The 5,290-nt window shown below is 71.5% G+C and carries 4 protein-coding genes; 1 reads left to right on the forward strand and 3 read right to left on the reverse strand.

The window, feature by feature from the left end:
• The coding region (locus tag AC30N0_RS17040; protein ID WP_489519087.1) for an indolepyruvate ferredoxin oxidoreductase family protein at positions 1-3,341 on the reverse strand (3,341 nt) is incomplete at its 3' end.
• Between the two features lie 120 nt (positions 3,342-3,461).
• On the opposite strand from AC30N0_RS17040, the gene AC30N0_RS17045 reads away from it, so the two are divergent.
• On the forward strand, positions 3,462-3,974 hold the full coding sequence (locus tag AC30N0_RS17045; protein ID WP_489519088.1) for an Lrp/AsnC family transcriptional regulator: 513 nt from the start codon (positions 3,462-3,464) through the stop codon (positions 3,972-3,974).
• On the opposite strand, the gene AC30N0_RS17050 is transcribed toward AC30N0_RS17045, so the two are convergent.
• Complete coding sequence (locus AC30N0_RS17050; protein ID WP_489519089.1) at positions 3,964-4,755, reverse strand: class I SAM-dependent methyltransferase; 792 nt, start codon at positions 4,753-4,755, stop codon at positions 3,964-3,966. The two genes, AC30N0_RS17045 and AC30N0_RS17050, sit on opposite strands and share 11 nt — an antisense overlap.
• A gap of 3 nt (positions 4,756-4,758) precedes the next feature.
• On the reverse strand, positions 4,759-5,290 hold a 532-nt coding region (locus tag AC30N0_RS17055; RefSeq protein WP_489519090.1), incomplete at its 5' end, for a DnaJ C-terminal domain-containing protein.

Below are 5,290 nucleotides of genomic sequence, written 5' to 3' on the forward strand. Positions count from 1 at the left end.
CGGCCTTCGTATTCGCCGATCAGGCGGCGTTCGAGGCGCCGCTCCTCGGTGCGGCCGAACGGATCGAACGGCGTACCGCGCAAGGCCCGGCCGCGCGCCAGCACCTTCAGCACCGGCCACAGCCAGGCCCCGAAGCGCACCTTCTTCGGTGCCGCTGCGCGGCCGCCGCGCGGCTTCACCAGCGCCGGGGGCGCCATGTAGAACTCCAGCTTCAGGTCGTCGCCTTCGAACTGCTCGCGCAGCTTCTTCTCGAAGTCGCCGTCGGTGTAGAGGCGGGCGACCTCGTACTCGTCCTTGTAGGCCATGAGCTTGCGCATCTGGGCGGCGACGGCGCAGGTGAGCGGCAAGGCGGGGTCGTGGCCCTCGAGGGCACGCTCGCGCCGCTGCACGCGCTCGACCACGGCGCGGTAGCGCCGCCCGTACGCCTCGCCCTGGTAGGCGACGAGAAAGGCCGCCGAGCGCTCGATGAGCGCCTCGACCGTTTCCTCGTGCGTCTCGTCCGGGCTCGGCGCGTCGAGCAGCGCCCGCGCCGCCTGCGGATCGGCGGCAGCGAGCCGGCCGAGCGAGAACGCCAGCTGGTTGGTCGCGACGGCGACGCCGTTCAGCTCGATCGCCCGCTGCATGGCGGCAAGGCCGACCGGCACCAGGCCGCGCTGCCAGGCCATGCCCATGGCGATGATGTTGGCGACGATGGTGTCGCCGAGGAAGTCCTCGGCCAGCGCCTGCGCGTCCATGGTCTCGACCCGGTCGGCGCCGGCGGCGAACTCGATCTTCTCGAGCAGCGCCTCCACGCGCAGGCTGGCGTCCGGGTTCGACAGCGACTCGGCGACCGGCGTCTCGTGCTTGTTTGCGAGGACGCGGGTGCGGCCGCGCCGCACGGTCTGCAGCGCATCGGCCGACGCGGCGACGACGATGTCGCAGGCGAGGACTGCATCGGCCTGCTGCGCGTCGATGCGCACCTGGTTCAGCGCCGACGCGTCCTTGGCCAGGCGCACGAAGGACAGCACCGAGCCGCCCTTCTGCGCGAAGCCCATGAAGTCGAGGACGCTCGCCGAGTGGCCTTCGAGGTGGGCCGCCATGGCGATCAGCGCGCCGACGGTGACGACGCCGGTGCCGCCGACGCCGGTGACGAGCAGGTCGTACGGCCCGGTCCAGCGGTGCGCCGGCGGCAGCGGCAAGGCATCGACGAGTGCCGCGAAGCGCTCGCCGCCGGCGCCGCCGAGCGCGCCGGCACGCTTCCTCGGCCTGCCGCCGACGACGCCGACGAAGCTCGGGCAGAAGCCCTTGGCGCAGGAGTAGTCCTTGTTGCAGCTCGACTGGTCGATCTTTCGCTTGCGTCCGAGCTCGGTCTCGAGCGGCAGCACCGCGACGCAGTTCGACTGCACCGAGCAGTCGCCGCAGCCCTCGCAGACGCGGTCGTTGATGAACAGGCGCCGCGCCGGATCGACGAGCTCGCCTTTCTTGCGCCGGCGCCGCTTTTCGGCGGCACAGGTCTGCTCGTAGATGAGGACGGTGACGCCCTTCATCTCGCGCAGGCGCCGCTGCACGGCGTCGAGCTCGTCGCGGCCGTGAAACTCGGTGCCGGCCGGAAACTTCGAACGGATGGCGTCGTACTTGGCGATGTCGTCGGAGAGCACGACCACCTTCGTCGCGCCCTCGGCCTCGACCTGGCGGGCGATGGCGTCGACGCTGATCACGCCGTCGACCGGCTGGCCGCCGGTCATCGCCACCACGTCGTTGAAGAGGATCTTGTAGGTGATGTTGGTGCCCGCGGCGATCGCCTGGCGCACGGCCAGGTAGCCCGAGTGGTAGTAGGTGCCGTCGCCGAGGTTCTGGAACACGTGCGGCACCTTGGTGAACATCGCGTGCGAGACCCAGTCGACGCCTTCGCCGCCCATCTGGATCAGGCCTTCGGTCTCGCGGTCCATCCACGAGGCCATGAAGTGGCAGCCGATGCCGGCCTGCGCGCGCGAGCCCTCGGGCACCTTGGTCGACGTGTTGTGCGGGCAGCCGGCGCAGAAGTAGGGCACGCGCTTGACGGCGTCGCCGGCGTTCGAGAGCAAGTCCGGCAGCGTGAAGTCGACCACCAGGGCGCGACGGTCGAGCGCCGGGAAGCGGCGCGCCAGCCAGTCGGCGACGAGCTGGATCAGCCGCGACGGCCGCAGCTCGCCGAGCTCGGAGACGAGCGGCCGGCCCTCGGCGTCGCGCTTGCCGACGATCGTCGGCCGGACCGCCCGGTTGTAGAAAAGGTCGCGCAGCTGCTGCTCGACCAGGCCCGCCTTTTCCTCGACGACGAGGATCTCTTCCAGTCCGGTCGCGAACGCATCGAGGCGGGTCGGCTCGAGCGGGAAGGCGAGACCCACCTTGTAGAGGCGAACCCCGGCGGCGGCGAGGGCATCGAGCGGGAGGTCGAGGCGGCGGAACACCTCGAGCATGTCGAAGTGCGCCTTGCCGCAGGTGACGATGCCGACCGTCGCGTCGGCCGAGGCGACGACCTCGCGATCGATCGCGTTCACCTTGGCGAACGCCCGCACCGCGTCGAGCTTGGCGTGCAGGCGCGCCTCGATCTTCAGCGACGGGAGGTCGGGCCAGCGGTAGTGCAAGCCCTCGTCCGGTCGCACGTACCCCGTGGCGGCCTCGACCTCGGCCGCGCCCTGCCAGGCGGCGACGCGAGCGTTCGTGGCGCCGAGGTCCACCGTCGAGCCGCTCTCCACCACCTCCGACAGCGCCGTGAAGCCGACCCAGTTGCCCGAGAAGCGCGACAGGGCCCAGCCGTAGAGCCCGAATTCCAGGTACTCGGCGACGTTGGCCGGCGCGATCACCGGCATGTGCCACGACTGCATCGTCGCGTCGCTCTGGTGCGGCATCGACGAGGAGACGCAGCCGTGGTCGTCGCCGGCGACGACGAGCACGCCGCCGTGCGGCGACGAGCCGTAGGCGTTGCCGTGCTTGAGCGCGTCGCCGGCGCGGTCGACGCCCGGGCCCTTGCCGTACCACATCGCGTAGACGCCGTCGGCGGTCCGCTCCGGGTCGGACTCGACCCGCTGCGTGCCGAGCACGGCCGTGGCGCCGAGCTCCTCGTTGATGGCCGGCAGGAACTTCACGCCTGCGGCGTCGAGCAGCTTCCCCGCCTTCCAGGCCTGCTGGTCGACCATGCCGAGCGGCGAGCCGCGGTAGCCGCTGATGAAGCCCCGCGTCGCGAGGCCGGCGCGCGCATCGAGCCCGTGCTGCATCAGCGCGAGGCGGATCAGCGCCTGCGTGCCGGTCAGGAAGACGGCGCCGTCGCTGGCGGCAAGGTTGTCGGCGAGGCGGTAGTCGGGGCGGGCAAGCGATTGGGGCATGGCGGTCCTCCGGTCGGCCGACCCGCCAATCTACGTCGATGACGAGGGAATGTGCTTCTTTGTCGGCCGCCGATCGGGCCGTTCATAGAATGGCCTGCTGCGAACAGATCCGATCACCCCATGTACGTTCTGGACGACAAGGACCGGGCGATCCTCGCCGAGCTGCAGCGCGATTCGCGCCAGACCGTGCAGCAGCTCGCCGCCGCCGTGGGACTGACGTCGACCCCGTGCTGGAAGCGGGTCAAGGAGATGGAGGCCGCCGGCGTGATCCGCGGCTACGGCGCATCGATCGACCGCGAGCGCGTCGGCCTCGCCCTGTGCGTGCTCGCCGAGGTGAACCTCACCCAGCACACCGAGAACACCGTGCGGGAATTCGAGCGCGCCGTCGCCGCCTGTCCCGAGATCGTCAGCTGCTACAGCACGACAGGCGGCGCGGACTACAGCATCAAGGTGCTGGTCGAGGACATCAAGAGCTACGAGGCCTTCCTGCACGACACGGCCTTCAAGCTCCCCGGCGTCACGCACATCCGCTCGAGCGTGGTCCTCAAGGAAGTGAAGGCCGAGGCCGGCGTGCCGATCCGGCCGGCGCTCGCCGCCGAGCGAACGACACGCCGCGCCCGCGTCAGGGCCTGACGAACTTCAGGACGAACTCGTCCTTCGGCTGCGGCGGGTCCGGCGTTTCCTTGTCGCGCGGATCGTTCGGGTTGCGGAGGAAGTCGCCCGCGGCGAGCAGGCGAAAGCCCGCCGCCTCGACCTCGCGCCGCACGAGCGCCTCCTCGACGCGGTGCAGCGTCGACGATTCGGAGATGCCGGTGCCGGGCCGCCCGGCGTGGTCGGCGACGACGTAGATCCCGCCGGGCTTCAGGGCAGCGAAGACGGCGGCGTTCATGCGCGCCCGGTCGATGCCCATGGCGCCGAAGTCGTGGTAGTTGAACATCAGCGTCGCCAGGTCGAGGCCGCCCTGCGCGAGCGCGGCCGGCACCGGTCGCTCGAAGGGCTGCACGACGGCGACGATGTTCGAAGTGGTCGGCTTCTTCGCGCGTTCGGCGAGGGCCAGCGCCGAGCGCCCCGGTGCGCCATCCGGCGTGTTGCTCTGCCCGTACACGCGCCCCGTGGGGCCGACGGCGCGGGCCAGGAGCTCGGTCGTGTAGCCGCCGCCGGCGCTCAGGTCGAGCGCCGTCATGCCGGGCCGCACGCCGATGAAGGCCAGCATCTCGGCGGGCTTGCGGCGGACGTCGTTGCGCCGGTCGGCGTCGCTGCGGTCCGGGCTCGCCAGAAGCTGCGCGATCTGCGCCGACGACAGTGCCGGTGCGGCGCTCGACGCGGCGCCGGTGCGGTCGGCGCTTGCGCAGCCGGCGACGCCCATGACGACGACAGCACCTGCGAGGAGTGCGGACAGGATCGATTTCTGCATGTCTCAGCCTTTCACACCGTGGCGCGGATCGAAGTTGGCAAACGTCCGGCGCATGGCCTCGTAGCCCTCGCGCGCCGGCTCGGTGTCCGCCGGCGGCAGGGCAATCTGCAGGACGGCGTACAGGTCGCCCGGATTCTTGCCGGGCAGGCCGCGCCCCTTCAGGCGCAGCCGGCTGCCGGGCTTCGAGCCCTTCGGCACCGTGAGCTGCACCGGCCCGTCCGGGGTCGGCGCGTCGACGGTGGCCCCCAGCGCCGCCTCCCAGGGGGCGATCGGCAGGTCGACCGTGACGTCGCCGCCCTCCACCCGGAAGCGCGGGTGCGGCTTGAAGCCGATCTCGAGGAACAGGTCGCCGGCGGCAGCGCCGCCGGAACCGGCGCTGCCCTGCCCGGCCAGACGCAGTCGCTGCCCCGGGCGAATGCCCTTGGGGATGTGCACGTCGAGCGTGCGTTCGCGGAGCTGGACCCGGCCGTCCGGTCCCTCCACTGGCACGCGCAGGGTGATGCTGCGTTCGGCGCCGCGGTAGGCGTCCTCGAGG

Source organism: Rhizobacter sp. (assembly GCF_031412495.1).
GTDB lineage: Bacteria > Pseudomonadota > Gammaproteobacteria > Burkholderiales > Burkholderiaceae_C > Schlegelella_A.

What these genes read in the sequence shown, in the direction of transcription:
- AC30N0_RS17050 (WP_489519089.1), bottom strand. Translation starts at nt 4,755, where the DNA reads ATGCAGAAATCGATCCTGTCCGCACTCCTCGCAGGTGCTGTCGTCGTC.
- AC30N0_RS17045 (WP_489519088.1), top strand. Translation starts at nt 3,462, where the DNA reads ATGTACGTTCTGGACGACAAGGACCGGGCGATCCTCGCCGAGCTGCAG.